The sequence below is a fragment of the Paractinoplanes brasiliensis genome (assembly GCF_004362215.1).
GTDB lineage: Bacteria > Actinomycetota > Actinomycetes > Mycobacteriales > Micromonosporaceae > Actinoplanes > Actinoplanes brasiliensis.
In genome coordinates, this window is sequence record NZ_SNWR01000001.1 from 6,888,142 (window position 1) to 6,903,970 (window position 15,829).

13 protein-coding genes are annotated in these 15,829 nt (G+C 70.7%); 6 read left to right on the top strand and 7 right to left on the bottom strand.

Translation table 11 applies throughout. The annotated features are described in order from the left end of the window. Positions 1-74 precede the first annotated feature (74 nt). The 3 genes from C8E87_RS30770 to C8E87_RS30780 are packed head-to-tail and all read right to left on the bottom strand — an operon-like array spanning position 75 to position 5,163. Positions 75-1,385 carry a maltokinase N-terminal cap-like domain-containing protein gene (locus C8E87_RS30770; RefSeq protein ID WP_133876317.1) on the bottom strand — a complete coding sequence of 437 codons (1,311 nt, stop codon included), beginning with the start codon at positions 1,383-1,385 and terminating at the stop codon, positions 75-77. Beyond that, positions 1,382-3,160 (bottom strand): maltose alpha-D-glucosyltransferase, encoded by a 1,779-nt coding sequence (gene treS / locus C8E87_RS30775; RefSeq protein ID WP_133876318.1) that lies wholly within the window; start codon positions 3,158-3,160, stop codon positions 1,382-1,384. The genes C8E87_RS30770 and treS overlap by 4 nt, the downstream gene beginning before the upstream one ends. Positions 3,161-3,198: 38 nt before the next feature. After that, the gene (locus C8E87_RS30780; protein ID WP_133876319.1) at positions 3,199-5,163 is read right to left on the bottom strand and encodes an alpha-1,4-glucan--maltose-1-phosphate maltosyltransferase; all 1,965 of its coding nucleotides are present in this window, start codon (positions 5,161-5,163) and stop codon (positions 3,199-3,201) included. A 412-nt stretch (positions 5,164-5,575) separates the two neighbouring features. Here C8E87_RS30780 and C8E87_RS30785 point away from each other — a divergent pair, with 412 nt between their 5' ends. The 3 genes from C8E87_RS30785 (at position 5,576) to C8E87_RS30795 (ending at position 7,979) form a co-directional block, all read left to right on the top strand. Further along, positions 5,576-6,202 carry a hypothetical protein gene (locus C8E87_RS30785; RefSeq protein ID WP_133876320.1) on the top strand — a complete coding sequence of 209 codons (627 nt, stop codon included), beginning with the start codon at positions 5,576-5,578 and terminating at the stop codon, positions 6,200-6,202. A 378-nt stretch (positions 6,203-6,580) separates the two neighbouring features. Beyond that, complete coding sequence (locus C8E87_RS30790; protein ID WP_133876321.1) at positions 6,581-7,090, top strand: SigE family RNA polymerase sigma factor; 510 nt, start codon at positions 6,581-6,583, stop codon at positions 7,088-7,090. After that, positions 7,077-7,979, top strand: a complete 903-nt coding sequence (locus C8E87_RS30795) for a hypothetical protein (RefSeq protein WP_133876322.1) — start codon at positions 7,077-7,079, stop codon at positions 7,977-7,979. Before C8E87_RS30790 ends, C8E87_RS30795 begins: the two co-directional genes overlap by 14 nt. A gap of 1 nt (position 7,980) precedes the next feature. On the opposite strand, the gene C8E87_RS30800 is transcribed toward C8E87_RS30795, so the two are convergent. After that, positions 7,981-8,448, bottom strand: coding sequence for a PPOX class F420-dependent oxidoreductase (locus C8E87_RS30800; RefSeq protein WP_133876323.1), 468 nt, complete (start codon positions 8,446-8,448; stop codon positions 7,981-7,983). Beyond that, entirely contained in the window at positions 8,448-9,245 is a 798-nt protein-coding gene (ppgK, locus tag C8E87_RS30805) for a polyphosphate--glucose phosphotransferase (protein ID WP_133876324.1), read from the bottom strand. Before ppgK ends, C8E87_RS30800 begins: the two co-directional genes overlap by 1 nt. Before the next feature lie 201 nt (positions 9,246-9,446). On the opposite strand from ppgK, the gene C8E87_RS30810 reads away from it, so the two are divergent. Continuing rightward, positions 9,447-10,247, top strand: coding sequence for an RNA polymerase sigma factor SigF (locus tag C8E87_RS30810; RefSeq protein WP_133876325.1), 801 nt, complete (start codon positions 9,447-9,449; stop codon positions 10,245-10,247). Positions 10,248-10,395: 148 nt separating this feature from the next. On the opposite strand, the gene C8E87_RS30815 is transcribed toward C8E87_RS30810, so the two are convergent. Both C8E87_RS30815 and C8E87_RS30820 read right to left on the bottom strand, forming a co-directional pair. After that, positions 10,396-10,959 carry a YflT domain-containing protein gene (locus tag C8E87_RS30815; protein WP_133876326.1) on the bottom strand — a complete coding sequence of 188 codons (564 nt, stop codon included), beginning with the start codon at positions 10,957-10,959 and terminating at the stop codon, positions 10,396-10,398. Then, positions 10,956-11,963 carry a phosphatase PAP2 family protein gene (locus C8E87_RS30820; RefSeq protein WP_133876327.1) on the bottom strand — a complete coding sequence of 336 codons (1,008 nt, stop codon included), beginning with the start codon at positions 11,961-11,963 and terminating at the stop codon, positions 10,956-10,958. The genes C8E87_RS30815 and C8E87_RS30820 overlap by 4 nt, the downstream gene beginning before the upstream one ends. A 203-nt stretch (positions 11,964-12,166) precedes the next feature. On the opposite strand from C8E87_RS30820, the gene gsmA reads away from it, so the two are divergent. Further along, on the top strand, positions 12,167-13,339 hold the full coding sequence (gene gsmA, locus C8E87_RS30825) for a sporangiospore maturation cell wall hydrolase GsmA (RefSeq protein WP_133876328.1): 1,173 nt from the start codon (positions 12,167-12,169) through the stop codon (positions 13,337-13,339). Between the two features lie 69 nt (positions 13,340-13,408). Continuing rightward, entirely contained in the window at positions 13,409-15,808 is a 2,400-nt protein-coding gene (locus tag C8E87_RS30830; protein ID WP_239080315.1) for an ATP-binding protein, read from the top strand. The last annotated feature ends 21 nt before the right edge of the window (positions 15,809-15,829 follow it).

Below are 15,829 nucleotides of genomic sequence, written 5' to 3' on the forward strand. Positions count from 1 at the left end.
CGCTGGTCGGCGGCGAGCGAGGAAGCGGAATGGCCGATCACTAGGGGTTCTCCTCCAACAGTTCTTCGGGAAGGTCAGGCGACGAGCCGGGCGATGGACCGCAGCGGGATCCGCAGCCAGCCGGGCCGGTGCCGGGATTCGTACGCGGCCTCGTAGACCGCCTTGTCCAGCTCGTACGCCGCCAGCAGCGCGCCCTGCTCGCGCGGGTCGGAGCCGGAGACGTTGGCGTAGCCGTCGCAGAACGCGGCCCGGTTGCGGTCGACCCATTCGCGGGCCCGCGCGGCCAGGTGCTCGTTGTCGTCCTGGTCGACCAGCAGCTGATAGGCCGCGTACTCGTAGGAGCGCAGCACCCCGGCCACGTCCCGCAGCGGGGAGTCGGGCAGCCGGCGCTCGTCGAGCGGGGCGCCCGGCTCACCCTCGAAGTCGATCAGCAGCCACGCCTCGGGCACCCGTAGCACCTGACCCAGGTGCAGGTCGCCGTGCACGCGCTGCACCTGGACCTCGATGCCGTCGAGCGCCCGGAACTGCGCCTCGATCGTCGGCACGTACTGCTGGATCTCGGCGACCGCCTGGGCCGCCTCGCGCAGCCGGGCCAGCATGGCGTCGACCGGGAACGTGGACGGGCCGGAGCCCAGCGCTTCGGCCAGGTCGGCGTGCACCGACGCGACCGCCTCACCCAGCCGGTACGACTCGCCTTGGAAGTCGCCGCCCACCTCGTCGGCGCCCAGCTCGGCGTCGGCGAACAGGTCACGCGCCGAGGCCGTGGCCATCGCCCAGCCCTCGGCCGAGTTCGCCGCGTACTGCGTCACCATGCCGAGCGGGCTGGGCTCCCCGCTCTCGGCGGTCTGGAACGAGCCGAGCAGCCGGGCCACGTGCGGGTTGCCGCGCCGGCCCAGCACCCGGTTGAGCTCGATGTCGGGGTTGATGCCCGCCGACACCCGGCGGAACACCTTGAGGATGGCGTCCTGCTCGAAGATCACGCTGGTGTTGCTCTGCTCGGCGTCGAACACCCGCGGCCACGACTCGACCGGGAACTCGGCCCCCGGCTCGGGTTCGAAGATGACGTCACCGACCGTGCCGCCGGCCGCGATCAACGCGAGCAGCTTGCGGGCCGCGCCCGGGTCGTAGAGCGCGTCGTAACCGATGCGCTCGCCGTCCGCGCCGATCGTCGCGACCTCGCTGTACTCCACGATCGGCCCGGAACCCCAGGCCACGACGATCTGATACCGCTCGGAGCTGCCGTCGGTGTACTCGACGTCCACCAGCACCAGGTCGAGGTTCTCGTCGAGCGTCGTCGTCGAGGCCTGCTTGACCGACGACACGGTGCGGGAACGTCCCGCGTACCAGCGCTGCTGGGGCAGCCATTCGGCGAAAGGCAACGTCATTGCTTCTCCTCGGACCCGCACAGCTGGAACCAGTAGAAACCGTGCCCGGGAAGCGTCAGAAGGTACGGCAGCTGTCCGATGCGCGGGAAGTTCACGTGCCCGGTCAGTTCGACGGGGGTGTACCCGTTCCAGTGCTGCAGGTTCAGCTCGATCGGTTGCGGGAAGCGCGACAGGTTGTTGACGCAGAGCACGACGTCGTCGCCGTCCTCGCGCAGGTACGCCAGCACCGACGGGTTCGATCCGCCCAGTTCGCGGAACGTGCCGACGGCGAACGCTTCGTGGCGGCGTCGCACCGCAAGCATGGTACGCGTCCAGTTGAGCAGCGAGGTGGAACTGTCCCGCTGCGCCTCCACGTTGACGGCCTGATAGCCGTACACCGGGTCCTGGTTGGCGGGCAGATAAAGACGTCCCGGATGCGCCGTGGAGAAGCCGGCGTTGCGGTCGGGGGTCCACTGCATCGGCGTACGCACACCGTCGCGGTCGCCGAGCCAGATGTTGTCGCCCATGCCGATCTCGTCGCCGTAGTACAGCACCGGCGAACCCGGCAGCGACAACAGCAGCGCGGTGAACAGCTCTATCTGGTTGCGGTCGTTCTCGAGCAGCGGGGCCAGGCGCCGCCGGATGCCGACGTTGGCCTTCATCCGCGGGTCCTTGGCGTACTCCGAGTACATGTAGTCGCGTTCCTCGTCGGTCACCATCTCGAGGGTCAGCTCGTCGTGGTTCCGCAGGAAGATGCCCCACTGGCAGTTGTCCGGAATGGCCGGCGTCTGGGCCAGGATCTCGGAGATCGGGAAGCGGGACTCACGCCGTACGGCCATGAAGATGCGCGGCATGAGCGGGAAGTGGAACGCCATGTGGCACTCGTCGCCACCCGCCTTGGGATCGCCGAAGTACTCGACCACATCGGCCGGCCACTGATTGGCCTCGGCCAGCAACACCCGGCCCGGGAACTCGTCGTCGATGACCTTGCGGCAGTGCTTGAGGAACGCGTGGGTCTCGGGCAGGTTCTCGCCGTTGGTGCCCTCCCGCTCGTACAGGTAGGGCACGGCGTCCAGCCGGAAACCGTCGATGCCCAGGTCGAGCCAGAAACGCAGGACGTCGAGCATCGCCTCCTGCACGGCCGGGTTGTCGTAGTTGAGGTCGGGCTGGTGCGAGAAGAACCGGTGCCAGAAGAACTGCCGGCGCACCGGGTCGAACGTCCAGTTCGATTCCTCGGTGTCGACGAAGATGACCCGGGCCTCGGAGTACTTGTCGCTGGTGTCGCTCCAGACGTAGAAATCGCCGTACGGGCCGTCGGGGTCGCGCCGCGACTCCTGGAACCACATGTGCTGGTCGGAGGTGTGGTTCATGACCAGGTCGGTGATGACCCGGATGCCCCGCTTGTGCGCCGCGTCGAGCAGGGCGACGAAGTCCTCGACCGTGCCGAACTCGGGCAGCACGCGGTAGAAGTCGCTGATGTCGTACCCGCCGTCGCGCAGCGGCGACTGGTAGAACGGCGGCAGCCAGAGGCAGTCGACGCCGAGCCACTGCAGGTAGTCCAGGCGCTCGATCAGTCCGCGCAGGTCACCCGAGCCGTCGCTGCTCGAGTCGTAGAAGGCCCGGACGAGCACCTCGTAGAAGACGGCGCGCTGGAACCACGTACGGTCGGCCGGCAGAGCCCGGGCGTGACCGAAGTCGTCCGCGGAAGGGTGTTCCACCACCCCGTCCTCGACGTGGCTGCCCTCGGCCGGGTCGTGCCCGGCCGCCGGATCGAGGCTGAGATCGTTCTGGTCCATCAGGTTCCCCACCTACCCACCCGCAGGTACTTGAATCGTTACTTCGGCTCGATCACGAAGATGTGCGCCGGTTCGACGTACGGATCGATCCGTACGGCGTTGTGCTGCCCCCACTCGTACGTGGCCCCGGTGATCTGGTCGGTCACCGTGAACCGGTCGTGCCAGTCAAGCCCCAGCGCCGGCATGTCCAGCACCGTGTTGCCCCACTGCACCGTCGTCGAGTCGAAGGTGACGACGACGAGAACCGTGTTTCCGGTGTCGGGGTCACGCTTGGAGAAGCAGAGCAGCGCGCCGTTGTCGATGTCGTGGAACTTCAGGTTGCGCAGCCAGTGCAGAGCGGGGTTCTCGTCGCGGATCCGGTTGAGCCGGGTGATGTACGGCGCCAGCGACCGGCCGGACCGCTCGGCAGCCGCCCAGTCCCGCGGCTTGAGTTCGAACTTCTCGTTGTCGATGTACTCCTCGGCGCCCGGCCTCGGCACGTGCTCGAAGAGCTCGTAACCGGAATACATGCCCCAGCTCGGCGTGAGCATGCTTGCCAGGACGGCCCGGATCTTGAACATCGGCGGGCCGCCGTGCTGCAGCGACTCGTGCAGGATGTCGGGGGTGTTGGGCCAGAAGTTCGGGCGCATCCAGTCGATCGTGGTGAGCAGCTGCTCCATGTACTGCCGCATCTCCCACGCCGTCGTGCGCCACGTGAAGTAGGTGTACGACTGCGTGAAGCCGACCTTGCCCAGCCCGTTCATCATCGCGGGGCGGGTGAAGGCCTCGGCCAGGAACAGCACCTCGGGGTGGGTCTCCTTGACCTTGGCGATCAGCCACTGCCAGAAGTTCAGCGCCTTGGTGTGCGGGTTGTCGACGCGGAACACCTTGACCCCGGTGTTCACCCAGTGCATGACGACGCGATAGACCTCTTCGCGCAGGGCCTTGTAGTCGTTGTCCCAGTTGATCGGGTAGATGTCCTGGTATTTCTTGGGCGGGTTCTCGGCGTACGCGATGGAGCCGTCGGCGCGCCGGGTGAAGAACTCGGGGTGCGACTTGACCCACGGGTGGTCGGGCGCGGCCTGCAACGCCAGGTCCATCGCGATCTCGAGGCCGTGTTCCTCGGCCTTGGCGATGAACGCCTTGAAGTCGTCCAGGGTGCCCAGTTCGGGGTGGATGGCGTCGTGGCCGCCCTCGTCGGAGCCGATGGCCCAGGGCGAGCCGACGTCTTCCGGGCGGGCCACCAGCGTGTTGTTACGGCCCTTCCGGTTGATCTTGCCGATCGGGTGGATCGGCGGCAGGTAGAGGATGTTGAAGCCCATCGCCGCGACGGCCGGGATCCGCTCGGCCGCGGTGGCGAACGTGCCGTGCTTGATCGGAGTCGCGTCCGGACCGATCACGGCGCCCTCGGAACGCGGGAAGAACTCGTACCACGCCGAGTACAGCGCCCGCTTGCGATCGACCCAGATCGCGTACGACCGGGTGGTCGTCACCAGCTGGCGCACCGGGTTGTGCCAGAGCAGCTCCTCGAGGTCGAGAGCGGGGGAGACCCGGGCGAACAGCGAACGCTGCTCGTCGCGCAGGGCCGCCGCGGCGTCGCGGACCCGTTCCTCGTCGTGGTGCGGCACGATCTTGGTCGCGAGGTCGAGCACGTCGGCGCCCTCGGCCAGGTCGTTGGCGAGGTCCTCGAGGCCCTGACCGGCGCCGATCTTCTTCACGACGGCGTCGCGCCAAGTGCGGTACGGGTCGTCGAAGGCCTCGATGGTGAACGTCCACCGGCCCACCCGGTCGGGCCGGATGGCGCCGTGCCACTGGTCGAGGCCGGGCTCGCCGGGACGCATGCGGGTGAACGGCTCGGACTCGCCGTCGGGTCCACGCCATACCACGTTGACCCCGAGGGCGTTGTGGCCTTCGCGATAGGACACAGCGGAAACCGGCACGAGTTCACCGACAACCGCCTTCGCCGGGTAGCGGCCACAGGACACCGAGGGCGTCACGTCTTCGATGGGAAAGCGACCGGTCATGATCTCCACCGTAATCTTCAAGGGCGCGGGCGGGTTCGGCGAAACCAGACCGCCGTCAGGGCATACTTCTCCGCGGTGGAGGCGCCGCAAACGGTGGCGTGCCGATGCGCTCAACCTACCGGAGTCCGGTCACGCGGGCTCATCGAGGCGCGCACTTGCACCGCCGATGAATTCCGCCAAATCGGCCGCACGGATCATCCGTTCATGCTTACCGAGTCTGATCATCGGAACGTTACCGGCCGGCAAAATTGCGTTCCCCGCCCGGCGGCCGCGCGGACAGTCCGCGGGGACGGGAGCGCGTCGGTTGCCGTGCGGTCCCATCCCGGTAACCCTGCTCAGATGCTGCTCCGCCGCCGCCGAGAGGTATTCCGTGACGCGGACCGACCGGGACGCGCCGAGCGGAGGAGACCACGTGGCTGGACCGTCTGTCGAGCTGTCGCCCGTCATCGCGGCCAGCACCCACTGGCTTTCCCGCGCCTACCCGGCCGGTAGCGCCGACACGATCGCCCACACCCTGTCGGAGCTGCAGGCGCGGCAGGCCGTGACAGTCGCCGCGTGGCTGCGTTACCCGACCGAGGTCGACGCCGCGCTGGTCGCGATCGCCGGTCCGGGCGGCTCGGCCGTGCTCGACTGGCGGGCCGGCAGCGAGCCCGAGGACGAGGACGCCGAGGACGAGGGCTGGCGCACCTGGGTCGACGAGGTCGTGGTGAGCTGGGCTGCCTGCCTGCTGGCCGACCCGGCGCTGGCCCGCAAGGCCGTCGACGCGGTCATCGCCGCGGTGCCCTCGCCGGATGGCCGGCCGCTGCCGTACCCGCGCAAGAAGGACACGCCGCCCGCGGAGTTCCGCCGCCTGCTCGACCCCGACCCGCGCGACCGCGACGCGGCCGTTCTGCTCCGCCACCCCGACCTGCTCGAGCCCATCGCCGAAATGCACCGCAGCACCCTGCTCTACCTGCTCGACGCCGAGGGTGAGCCGGTCGGTCTCGCCTCCCACGGAGCCACCGACACCGACGCCGACAAGGGCCTCGGCTTCGCCTGACCTTCGTCGGCGCCCGCGACATCGACGGGCGCGATCCCGGCCGACTCGCGCCCAGATCCAAACCCGGCACGCCTTTGAGGGCGGGCCGGGTTTTTGGGTTTGGGGCGCAACCCCTCACGCAGATCGGAGCGAAGCGACCCTCGGCGGGAGCTGCGGTCTGTACCCACCACTCCGCTGCGACATCTGCAGTTGACTTTGACGTTGCGGGAGCGGCGGCTACCCACCACCCTGCTGGGACATCCGGCTCTTGATCCGATGTTTCTGATCTTCGATGCGGCGGGGTGGCGTGAAAGCGGGAAGCAATCCCCTCACTCTTGCAGCATGCTTGCGGCGCCGGGCGTTTACCGGTGGAGAAACAGGACGAGGGAGTATTCGCGGATGCCGGATGCGGACAGCTTCGACGAGTTCTACCGGGACACGTCCGCGCGCATGGTGCGCTACGGATACGCGCTGACCGGGGATCTGGCCGAGGCTCAGGATGTGGTGCAGGAGGCGTACACGCGTGCGTGGCGTCACTGGCGGACGGTGGCCGCGCACCCGACGCCGGAGGGCTGGCTGCGGCTGACCGTGGCCCGTCTGTCGACCGATCGGTGGCGGCGCCTCAGTGGCTGGCGGGCCGCCGTGCGCCGGGCCGGGCCGCCGGAACCGGTCGGGCCGCCGAACGAGGACGCCGTGGTGCTCACGACGGCCCTGCGGAGGCTCGCCGCGCCCACCCGGCAGGTTGTCGCCCTGCACTACCTGTTCGACATGCCGGTGGCCGACATCGCCGCCGAGATCGGGGCGCCCGTCGGCACCGTCACGTCGCGGCTGAGCCGTGGGCGGGCCGAGCTCGCCGCCATCCTCGCCCCCGCCACCCGGACGCCGGAGGTCACCGATGCCGAACACTGAACTGGACAACGCGTTCGCCGCGCTCTCGTCGGACGCCGAGCGGGGGCTGCTGCTCACCGGCCCCGAGCTGCGCCGTCAGGCCGGGCGGCGACGGCAGCGGGGCCTGGCCCTCACCGCCGCGGCGACCTCCGTGCTGGTTGTCGGCGCGATCGGCGCGGGCTGGACGCTGGCCGGCGACAACCGGCAGCAGCAGACCACCCTGCGGCCGGCGACCGGTTTCTCACCCAGTCCCACCCCCAGTCCCAGTCCCACCTCCACCCCCACGACGGCCGCCCCCTCGGTGGCCCCTTCGACGCCGCCCACCAGCAAAGCCCCGGCGTTGCCGAAGTCGATCCCGGCCCGTGCGCTGCTCAGCGCGAACGACAAGGGCATCAGCGACCACCAGCGCCTCGAGGACCCGGAGCCGCTGCCCGAGTTCTGCGCCAGGGCCAAGTTCCCGAGCCGCGACAAGGCCGGCCCCCGCGCCTCGGCCCGCATGTTCTACCGGAGCCCGGACAGCCCGCCCGGCAGCGTCCCCAGCGACACGCTCGTCAACACCGTCACCGTCTATCGGGGTTCGGGCGCCGAGGAGTTCATGAGCGAGCTCATCGCGGCCGTGCGCAGCTGCCCCACCGGCAAACTGGGTGACCTCGACGCGCAGTACGACTCGCTGGGCTCGCTCGGGCTGGGCGACTCGTCGCTGCTGATCGACCGCTCGTACGCGGCGACCGGCGACGACGGCGAGCCCTTGGAGAACGGCGCGCGGCAGCACACGTACGTCGCCGCGGTCCGGGTCGGCGACGCGATCACGCTGATCGACACCCGCGGCTGGGAGAGCGGATCGTCGGACCGGGCGTGGGCGGAGTCGCTGACCAAGACCGCGGCGAGGCGGCTGGCGGACTGGCGCTGACTCAGCCGTCGGCCAGGCGCGCGGGGAAGCCGCCCGTGGCGATCGGACCCCAGCGGTCGATCGTGATGCGGATCAGCGACTTGCCCTGGTCGCGCATGGCCTGGCGGTACTCGTCCCAGTTCGGGTGCTCGCCCGAGATGCAGCGGAAATACTCCACCAGGGGTTCGAGCGCCTCGGGCAGGTCGAGCACCTCGGCCGTGCCGTCGACCTGCACCCACGGGCCGCCGAAGTCGTCGGAGAGCACACAGACCGAGACCTGCGGGTTGCGCCGCAGGTTGTAGACCTTGGCCCGCTCGGGGTAGGTCGAGATGACCATGCGCCCCTCGGGGTCGACGCCGCACGTGTTGGGTGAGGCCTGCGGCCGGCCGTCGCGGCGCGTGGTCATGAGGATGGCCTTGTGCCGCGGGCGCAGGAACTCGAGCAGCTGCTCGCGCTCGACCGCGGTGTTGGTCGCCACGGTGCGGGCCATCAGCCGGCCACCCTTTCCCCGGCCTCGTGCGGGGTCACGCCGTCACGCTCGGCGGCCCGGCCGTCGATCTCGGCGATCCGCGCGGCCCCGATGATGCCCGCGTTGTTGAGCAGCGCGGCCGGCACCATCGGGGTGCGGATCTCGACCAGCGGCAGCCATCGGTCGGCCTTCTTGCTGACGCCGCCGCCGATGACGAACAGGCGCGGCGAGAGCAGCATCTCGACGTGCGACAGGTAACGCCGGACCCGGCCCGCCCACTTCTCCCAGCTCAGGTCCTCGGCCTCGCGCGCGCGGTCGGCGGCGCGGGACTCGGCGTCGTGCCCGTCGAGCTCGAGGTGCCCGAACTCGGTGTTCGGGATCAGGGTGCCGTCGAGGAACAGCGCGCTGCCGATGCCCGTACCGAATGTGAGCATCATGATCAGGCCGGTCTGGTCGCGGCCGGCGCCGTAGGCCACCTCGGCCACACCAGCGGCGTCGGCGTCGTTGAGCACCGAGACCGGCAGGCCCAGCCGGTCGCTGAACAGCCGCGCGGCCGGGGCGTCGATCCAGGACTTGTCGACGTTGGCCGCCGTACGCGTGACGCCGTCGACCACCACGCCGGGGAAGGTGATGCCGACCCGGTCGAAGCCGCCCTCGAACTGCGTCGCGACCTCGGCGACGGCGTCGATGACGCTGGTGACGTCGGACGGCTGGGGGGTCGGCACCCGGTGCCGCTCGGCGAGCAGCTCGCCGGTGGCGGTGTCGACCGGGGCGCCCTTGACGCCGGAGCCGCCGATGTCGATGCCGAGAATGGCCATCTTGTTTCCCGTCTTGAGGTGCCAGGTTGTGCTCCGCTGTTTACCACGGAGCTCCGACCTTAAATCCCGGATGCGCCCGGAGCCCGGGTGACCCCCCTCCGACCAGCTGGGCAAGCCTCACCTTCTCAGTTAGCGTTAATTCATCTGAACGGTCGCCGCAAGCGGGCACGGCTCTCTGCCCGCTCTCTGGAGGACCCGACCATGACCGTGCACACGAAAGTGCCGGAAACCGCCGCTGAGCTGCTGATCACCCTGGCCGGAGTGTCCGCTGCGCACCCCGCCCGTCCGCGTCTGCGGGCCCAGGCCATCGAGGCCTGGCTACCTCTCGCCCGTCACCTCGCCCACCGTTACGCGGGCCGCGGCGAGCCCACCGACGACCTCGTCCAGACCGCCACGGTCGGACTGATCAAGGCGGTCGACAAGTTCGACCCGTCCGTCGGCAACGACTTCGCGGGTTACGCGATCCCCACCATCATCGGCGAGATCAAGCGCCACTTCCGTGACCGGACGTGGTCGGTCCGGGTGCCGCGCCGGCTGCAGGAACTGCGTCTGGCCATCACCGCCGCCAACGCGACGCTCACCCATTCGCTGGGCCGTTCCCCGACGGTCGCCGACGTCGCCGCCCACCTGGGCATCGGCGAGGAAGATGTGCTGGAAGGCCTGGAGGGCGCGCGGGCCTACAACACGACCTCGCTTTCCATGCCGGTGAACGCCGACGGCACCAAGGAACTGGGCGACACCCTGGGCGGGGAGGATTCCGAGTTCGAGCTGGCCGAGACCCGGGTGGCGCTGGGGCCGGCGCTGGCCACCCTCGGCGAACGCGAGCAGAGGATCCTGGTGCTGCGTTTCTACGGCAACCTGACGCAGGCCCAGATCGCCGATCAGGTCGGTGTCTCCCAGATGCACGTGTCGCGGCTGCTGACCAAGGCTCTGGTCAAGTTGCGCGACGAACTCGGCGAGAGCTGGCATGACCCACAAGGGCGAGAGCCGGCACAACCCTAAGATCAAACTCAAGATGTCGTAGCGGGGTGGTGGGTGCGGACCGTCGCTCACGCCGAGGTCGCTTCGCTCCGATGTGCGTGCGTGGTTGCGCCCGAAAGCCAAAAACCGAAGCCCGGACCCCAGCGGTCCGGGCTTCGGTGGGGGTGGGTCACTGGGCGCCGCTGGCCTGCCAGTTGAGCTGGACCAGGAGCTGGCGGGCCTGGTCGGCGACGTCGGCGTCGGTGACGACCGCGTACTGGCCGGCCTGGATCGACGAGCGGGAGGCGAAGTCGCGGCGGCCGCCGGTGGCGGCGTGGGCGATCGCGCCGAAGATCGCGCCCCAGGCCGCGCCGATCAGCAGGCAGACCAGGATCACGCCGAACCAGCCGGAGTCGCTGAACAGGCCGAACAGCAGGCCGACGAAGAGGCCGAACCAGGCCCCGCTGGCCGCGCCCGCCAGCGCCGCCCGGCCCGTGGTGAGCCGGCCCAGCACATTCTCGACCAGGCGCAGGTCGGTGCCGATGATGGCGGTCCGCTCGACCGGGAACTTGTTGTCCGACAGCGTGTCGACGGCCTTCTGCGCCTGCGCATAGTCGGGGTAGGCGCCGACCACGACGGTCGGCGCGCCGCCGGAGCCCTGGGTCTGTGCGGGCAGGCTGGGCACTCCGGCGGGGCCGGGCGGGACGCCGCCCGCGGTAGTCGGGTTGTCGGCGGGGTTATGGGGTGTGGTCATCTCGTGCCTCCCTTGACTCGGCGGCCGGCGGTTGCCGGAACGCCGGACTTCTTCGGCGCGGCGGTCCTTTTCGGCGCCGTACGTCGCACGGGCGGGGCCGCGGGCTGCTCGACGGCGTCCAGCGCGACCAGCCGGTCACCGGCGGCCAGCCGCACCCAGATCAGGAAGGCCCCGGACGCCGCCGCGGCGATCGAGGCCGTGCCGGTCAGGAACGCGAACCGGCCGGAGACGAGGTCGGGCATCGAACGCTCGGACAGCGTCACCGCGGCCAGGCCGACCAGCGCCGCCACCCCGGTCACACCGCCGATCACGAGCAGCGGCACCGTCACCAGGCGGCTGGGCGGCTGGGTGCCACCGGGGGCGTTCCACCGGCGTACGCGAACCAGGAAAGCGGCCAGGGCGGCCCACGCCATCGCGACGGCGAGCGCGGCCACGGTGTCGCTCGGCCGGTGCCACTCGGCCCAGACCGTGGCGACCGCGATCACCGTGACGTACGCGAAGCCGGCCAGGGCGACCGTGCCGCGCAGGGCCTGCGGCAGCACCAGGACGACCGCGAACGCCACCGAGGCCGCGGCCGTGGTGTGCCCGGACGGGAACGAGTTCGGCATCGCGAAACCGTCGAGGTCGGGCCGGGGCAGGTGGGTCTTCATCAGCTGCGTCGTGAGGTTCGCGCCGATCACCAGCAGCGCCGCGCCGAGCGCCAGGTCGAGCCGGCGGCGCAGTACGCCGAAGACGGCGGCGAACAGGCAGACGAGCACCAGACTGGCCAGGCTGGTGCCGTTGAGCGTGCGCTCGAGCACCTCGACCACCCGGGCGTGGTCGACGTCGGCCCCGCGCATCGCCACCGTGTCGACCCGCTGGCCGAGGGTGGTGCGCACGAAGACTTGGTAGAGCGCGCCGGTCGCGGTCGCGGCAAGCAGCGCGACGGCGATCGGCATGAGCAGGTGACGGGCGCCGCGGGGACGCGCGGGGGTCGCCTGCTGGGGGGACGCCAGGACCGTCATGGGCGGTGTCCTTCTCCTGCGGGTGGGACGAGGCGCATGCGGATTGCCCAGCCGGCCGCTTTTCTAAGCCCCTGAATCATAAGCCACCTCCGTCCCACCGGCGTACGGGCGCAACTGTTCCGCACCCTGATGCGATCTGACCTCGCAACGGCCCGCCCCGACCTTCGTAACTGACGCCCCCGTTACGAAGGAGACGTTTTCTGATGAGGCAGTACGCCCGCCGGTTCGCCGGCCCTCTGCTGGTGTTCGCCGTCGGCGCCGGTCTCGTGACCGCGCCTGCCGCGGCGTACGCGGCCGGGGTCACCGCCACGGTCGATGTGCGCAGCACGCTCAAGGTGCGTTCCGCGCCGTCCCTGGCCGCCAAGGTGGTGGGCTCGCTGCGGGACAACCAGCGGGTCACCGCGCTCTGTTCGGTCACCGGCCAGAAGGTCCGGGGTTCAGTGCGCACCACGACCCAGTGGGACAAGCTGAGCAACGGCAAGTACGTCACCCACGCGTACGTGCGCACCAGCACGAGCCTGCCGTGCTGCGCGACCAAGTCGCCGCAGGCCCAGGCGGTCAAGGCCAAGCCCGGCACGACGGTCAAGAAGCCCGCTGCCGCGGCGAAGCACAAGGTCGGCACGGTCAAGAGCTCCGACGGCAAGGTCAACATCCGGACCGGCCCGTGGACCAGCTCGCCGGTCAAGCGCGCGGTCGCCAGCGGTGTCAAGGTCAACGGGGTCTGCTACGTGCAGGGCACCCGGATCGTCGGCACGGTCCGCACGACCACCCAGTGGAACCGCCTGTCCGACGGCACCTACATCTCCCACGCGTACGTCGTGACCCCGGCCCTGTCGGTCTGCCCCGGCGCCCCGGTCAGCAAGCCGGCGACCCCGGCCCCGGCCCCGGCCGCGACGCTGACCCCGGAGCAGTTCATCAGGGCCGCCGTGCCGGGCGCGCAGCAGGGCTGGCGTGAGTACGGCGTGCCCGCGTCGGTCACCATCGCCCAGGCGATCCTCGAGTCGGGCTGGGGCCGCAGCAGCCTGTCGACCGTCGACCGCAACTACTTCGGCATCAAGTGCCAGAACGGCAAGTACGGCACGCTGGCCAACGGCTGCCACAACTACGTCACCCAGGAGTGCACGAAGGCGGGCTCCTGCTTCTCGACGACGGCCAGTTTCCGCACGTACGCGACGATGGCGCACTCGTTCCGCGACCACGGCAACTTCCTGCGGGTGAACTCCCGGTACGCCGGCGCGTTCAACTACACCAAGCAGGCCAACAGCTTCATCTGGAAGGTGTGGAAGGCCGGGTACGCCACCGACCCCAACTACTACACCAAGATCACCACGCTGATGGCGCAGCGGAACCTCTATCAGTACGACGTCTGGAAGTAAGCGAGATCCTCTCGCCCCCGTCGGCCGAACCGGGCCGACGGGGGCGTTTTGGGTTTTATGCTCGTTTTGGTGAAGCGACGGGAGCACTCTGCCGGACGCCTCAGCGGTCTCCTGGTCGCCGGGGTTGTCTTCGTCGTCGGCCTCACCGTCGTGATCGCCGTCCACGCCGGGTTGCGCTCGACGCAGCGCGACAACGCCGAGCGGGTCATGGACCAGCGCACCGCCGTGGCCCAGGCCGCGGTGCGCACCGAGACGGAGCGCTACCGGTCGCTGGTCGAGGCCACGGCCGCCGGGTTCCGCACCGACGACGCGTTGACCTGGGACGACTTCGACACCGCGACCGCGCCGCTGGCCTCGGCCAACCTGATCGGCGCGGCCTCGCTGGGCTTCGTCGTTCCCGCCACCGACGAGCAGATCCCCGCCGTGCAGCGGCTCTGGCGCTCGCGGGGGGCCGAAGGCCTGACGCTACGGGCCACCGAGCCGCGCGACGAGCACTTCTTCACGATCTTCACCCGCCCGCTGCACAACGCCGGGCAGGCGAGGAACGGGCTCGACGTCTCGGCCGCGCCCGAGGCGGCGGCGGCTCTGGAGGAGTCCCGCCGCGTCGGCCGGCCCACCGTCTCCGACACGTACGTGCTGCTGCGCGACCGCCGTCTGCCGCCCGAGCAGCAGCAGCTTTCGTTTGTCTTCGCCGCGCCGGTCTGGACGCCGGCCAGCCGGCCCGAGTTCCGCGGCTGGGTCGTCCTGGGCCTGCGCGGGCAGGACTTCCTCTCCGGCGTGCTGGCCACCGTCGGCCAGGGAAAGCTCGACGGCCGGCTGCTGGCCACCGGGCGCGACGGCGGCCGGCCCGTGGTCGCCGAGCACACCGTGCCCGGCACGCCCGACCTGCGCCGCAGCGTCGACCTGCCGGTCGCGGACCGGGTCTGGACGCTGCTGACGCAGGCCGACGCGGCACGACTGCCCGGTGCGTCCAGCACCCTGCCGCTGACCCTGCTGCTCACCGGCATCGCCATGACCGTGCTGCTGGCCGGCCTGGTCTACGTGCTGGCCACCGGCCGGGCCCGCGCGGTGGCGCGTGTGCAGGAGGCGACGGCCGAGCTGCGCGCGGCCGAGGAGGAGAGCCGCCGCCAGGCCGTGCTGCTCGGCGCAATCATGGCGAGCATCACCGACGCCGTGGGCGTCGTCGACGAGAACGGGGCCTTCCTGCTGCACAACCCGGCCGCGCGGGCCCTGCTCGGGGTCACGGAGGACACCGACGACCCGAACGCCTGGCAGCAGCACTACGGCCTGTACGAGCCGGACGGCCGCACCCCGTTCCCGGTCGAGGACATGCCGCTGATGCGTGCCCTGCGCGGAGAGCCCTGCGACGGCGTCGAGATGGTGCTGCGCAACGCCCAACGGCCCGAGGGCATCCTCGTCAGCGTCGACGGCCGCCCCCTGGACACCAGCGCCGGGCGGCACGGCGCGGTGGCGGTCTTCCGCGACATCACCGAGCTGCGCCGCTACGAGAACGACCTGGCCGTCTTCGCGGGCGTGGTGGCGCACGACCTCAAGGCCCCGCTGGCCGTGATCCGCGGGCACTGCGAGGCCGCCCGTGACGACCTCGACGAGTCGCCGGGCGAGGTGCGGGGCAGCCTCGACCGGATCATCCTGGCCGTCGACCGGATGGCGGCCCTCATCGACACGCTGCTGGCGTACACGACCGCCCGTGACGCCCCGCTGCGCACCCGCCGGGTCGACCTCGAGGCGCTGGTGGCCGAGGTGGTCCAGGACCATACGGCCCACCTGCCTCCGGACGGCCGGCCACGGATCCACGTGGCGGCGCTGCCGGTCGTCGAGGCCGACCCGGCGATGCTGCGGCACGTGCTGGACAACCTGATCGGCAACGCCCTGAAGTACGTGCGGCCCGGCACCGCCCCGCGGGTCGAGGTCACGGGCCACCCGTCCGGTGGGACGTGGGCCCGGATCGAGGTCGCGGACCGGGGGATCGGCATCCCGGACAGCGACAAGCCCGACATCTTCACCAGCTTCCACCGGGCCCACGCCGAGGCCGGTTACTCCGGCACCGGGCTGGGCCTGGCCATCTGCAAACGGATCGTCGAACGGCACGGCGGCGAGATCGACGTGGCCGACAACCCGGGCGGCGGCACCCGGTTCGGCTTCACCCTGCCGGTGCCCGTCGGGGACGGCTCCACTCCGCCCGCGCCTGCCGCCGCCCGGACGGCGCCCGCCCAGCCACGTGATGACGGCTTCACCGAGAACGAGGAGGAGACCATGGACGAGACCGATGAGGCGGCCGCCCGCGCGGCCCTGGAACGCGCGTTGGCCCAGCGTGCCGCGATGGAGAACGCCCGGCTGCCCGGCCTGAGCGCCCTGCCCGCCGCAGACCCCTCCGGGCACGACCCGGCGGCGGCCCCGCTGCGCGCGCCTGTGCCCGACCGCCATTCGACGTCGGCCGGGGCGGAGTGACCGCGGTGGCAGGATGGGAGT

What these genes read in the sequence shown, in the direction of transcription:
- C8E87_RS30780 (WP_133876319.1), bottom strand. Translation starts at nt 5,163, where the DNA reads ATGACCGGTCGCTTTCCCATCGAAGACGTGACGCCCTCGGTGTCCTGT.
- C8E87_RS30790 (WP_133876321.1), top strand. Translation starts at nt 6,581, where the DNA reads ATGCCGGATGCGGACAGCTTCGACGAGTTCTACCGGGACACGTCCGCG.
- C8E87_RS30795 (WP_133876322.1), top strand. Translation starts at nt 7,077, where the DNA reads ATGCCGAACACTGAACTGGACAACGCGTTCGCCGCGCTCTCGTCGGAC.
- C8E87_RS30820 (WP_133876327.1), bottom strand. Translation starts at nt 11,963, where the DNA reads ATGACGGTCCTGGCGTCCCCCCAGCAGGCGACCCCCGCGCGTCCCCGC.
- C8E87_RS30815 (WP_133876326.1), bottom strand. Translation starts at nt 10,959, where the DNA reads ATGACCACACCCCATAACCCCGCCGACAACCCGACTACCGCGGGCGGC.
- C8E87_RS30800 (WP_133876323.1), bottom strand. Translation starts at nt 8,448, where the DNA reads ATGGCCCGCACCGTGGCGACCAACACCGCGGTCGAGCGCGAGCAGCTG.
- C8E87_RS30810 (WP_133876325.1), top strand. Translation starts at nt 9,447, where the DNA reads ATGACCGTGCACACGAAAGTGCCGGAAACCGCCGCTGAGCTGCTGATC.
- gsmA (WP_133876328.1), top strand. Translation starts at nt 12,167, where the DNA reads ATGAGGCAGTACGCCCGCCGGTTCGCCGGCCCTCTGCTGGTGTTCGCC.
- treS (WP_133876318.1), bottom strand. Translation starts at nt 3,160, where the DNA reads ATGGACCAGAACGATCTCAGCCTCGATCCGGCGGCCGGGCACGACCCG.
- C8E87_RS30770 (WP_133876317.1), bottom strand. Translation starts at nt 1,385, where the DNA reads ATGACGTTGCCTTTCGCCGAATGGCTGCCCCAGCAGCGCTGGTACGCG.
- ppgK (WP_133876324.1), bottom strand. Translation starts at nt 9,245, where the DNA reads ATGGCCATTCTCGGCATCGACATCGGCGGCTCCGGCGTCAAGGGCGCC.